Origin of the sequence: Rahnella sp. ChDrAdgB13 (assembly GCF_017655185.1) — a bacterium.
Lineage (GTDB): Bacteria > Pseudomonadota > Gammaproteobacteria > Enterobacterales > Enterobacteriaceae > Rahnella > Rahnella contaminans.
The window spans coordinates 1-1,342 of sequence record NZ_JAEMGT010000126.1 but is presented as its reverse complement, the minus strand read 5'-3'; the positions used below and the strand labels follow the sequence as shown (position 1 = coordinate 1,342).

Sequence of the window (1,342 nt, the reverse complement as noted above, 5' to 3'; positions counted from 1 at the left end):
CCACAGAGGGGGCTTTGAAAGCGATAATAGGAATGTTTACAACATGTATTCGGCGGGATTATTGGATCACAACTGACTCACTGAGTCAACTTTTCATCGACGGACCGTTAAGTATCCAGGCGGCAAGCCCGATCACCGATATTACAAAACCGATAATAATCATAAACTTCATGGATATTAACTCCATTAATCAACACATGTTTTGGGTCTGGTAACTTTATTGACATGATTATCCCGAGTTAAAGGTCAATACTCTATCAACAGGTGGTAATTTGCTCCACCAGCAGCTTTGCTAAGTATCAGGTGCCTTATAGACTTCAGGCGCAGCGCTGGACAAAAAAATAAAGGCAAATTATGCAGATAGATTTTGACGAGATAAAAAGGATATGTTCAGTATTCCTAGACAGCCCCGAACCATTTATTTCTTTAGGTGAAATAGGTTTTGATACGGCAGAGGGGGATGAGGAGAAGCGGCTTGTTTTTCATACGCTCCTATTGATTGAAAACGGTTTAATCAGCGACAGTAAATTGCGAACCCGAGACCCGTCTTATATTGGATTGGTGTATACCAGTAAAGGGATTGGGTGGAAGATAACCTCGATCAGATTAACGCAAGAGGGGCATGATTTTGCTAAGGCGCTCTATCAGAAGCCCGTTCTGGAGAGGATCAAGAAAGAACTTGCTGACGCCCCGTTTGAATTGGTTAAGAACGTCAGCAAGCAATGGTTAACTAAGGTTATTAAAGACAAGATCGGGCTTGAGTAAAACGCCCGTCTGAATTGATATTTTAACTAACTGTTCCAGCGCCGCCACTGCAACCACCGGATTATCCCCCTCGGCAAGTGCCATCAGGTGACGAACCAGCCACCCCATGCCAAGAGACCGCGCAACATCAAGCTCCAAGTCACGACACATTGACTCAGAGGTTATGTGGCCATCAGGGGTATTGAGGTGTTTTGTTAATTTTGCCACCTCACGAAAAGTATAACCACTCACCAGCAGGTCATTTTTAATCAGTTCACGTTCTGTTATTTCATTCACCATCCACCTCCGCTGCTTCCGGTAATTCCATCCAGTGCGTGACGTAAATATCTTCTGCATCACGATCACTATCCCAGCCCATGTGTTCACTGAAACAATCCACGCCAGTAGAACCATCGGAATACGTTGCCCACAAAGCACAATTAAACGGCGGTAGTTCATCAACAGAATGCCACTCCCGGCGCATACTGATATCCGAAAAAGCTACGCTGACCAGCTTGCCACCGAGAATATCGCTGCCAGCACCCACGGCCGGTTCCTGACCATCAGGGAAATCAACAACAAAGGTCATTTTGCTCAT

General features: G+C 45.2%; 4 protein-coding genes. 2 read left to right on the top strand and 2 right to left on the bottom strand.

From position 1 onward, the window contains the following. Both J8X26_RS24295 and J8X26_RS24290 read left to right on the top strand, forming a co-directional pair. Positions 1-215, top strand: a 215-nt coding sequence (locus tag J8X26_RS24295; RefSeq protein ID WP_208952216.1) for a hypothetical protein, incomplete at its 5' end; no start/stop codon positions are given. Between the two features lie 139 nt (positions 216-354). Then, on the top strand, positions 355-765 hold the full coding sequence (locus J8X26_RS24290; protein WP_208952215.1) for a DUF2513 domain-containing protein: 411 nt from the start codon (positions 355-357) through the stop codon (positions 763-765). On the opposite strand, the gene J8X26_RS24285 is transcribed toward J8X26_RS24290, so the two are convergent. Both J8X26_RS24285 and J8X26_RS24280 read right to left on the bottom strand, forming a co-directional pair. After that, positions 727-1,044: a hypothetical protein gene (locus J8X26_RS24285; protein WP_208952214.1), complete on the bottom strand. Its 318-nt coding sequence runs from the start codon at positions 1,042-1,044 to the stop codon at positions 727-729. The two genes, J8X26_RS24290 and J8X26_RS24285, sit on opposite strands and share 39 nt — an antisense overlap. After that, positions 1,034-1,342 (bottom strand): hypothetical protein (locus tag J8X26_RS24280; protein WP_208952213.1); only part of this gene is annotated, 309 nt, incomplete at its 5' end. The genes J8X26_RS24285 and J8X26_RS24280, both read right to left, overlap by 11 nt.

Coding starts and splice junctions, on each gene's coding strand:
- J8X26_RS24290 (WP_208952215.1), top strand. CDS start 355: ATGCAGATAGATTTTGACGAGATAAAAAGGATATGTTCAGTATTCCTA.
- J8X26_RS24285 (WP_208952214.1), bottom strand. CDS start 1,044: ATGGTGAATGAAATAACAGAACGTGAACTGATTAAAAATGACCTGCTG.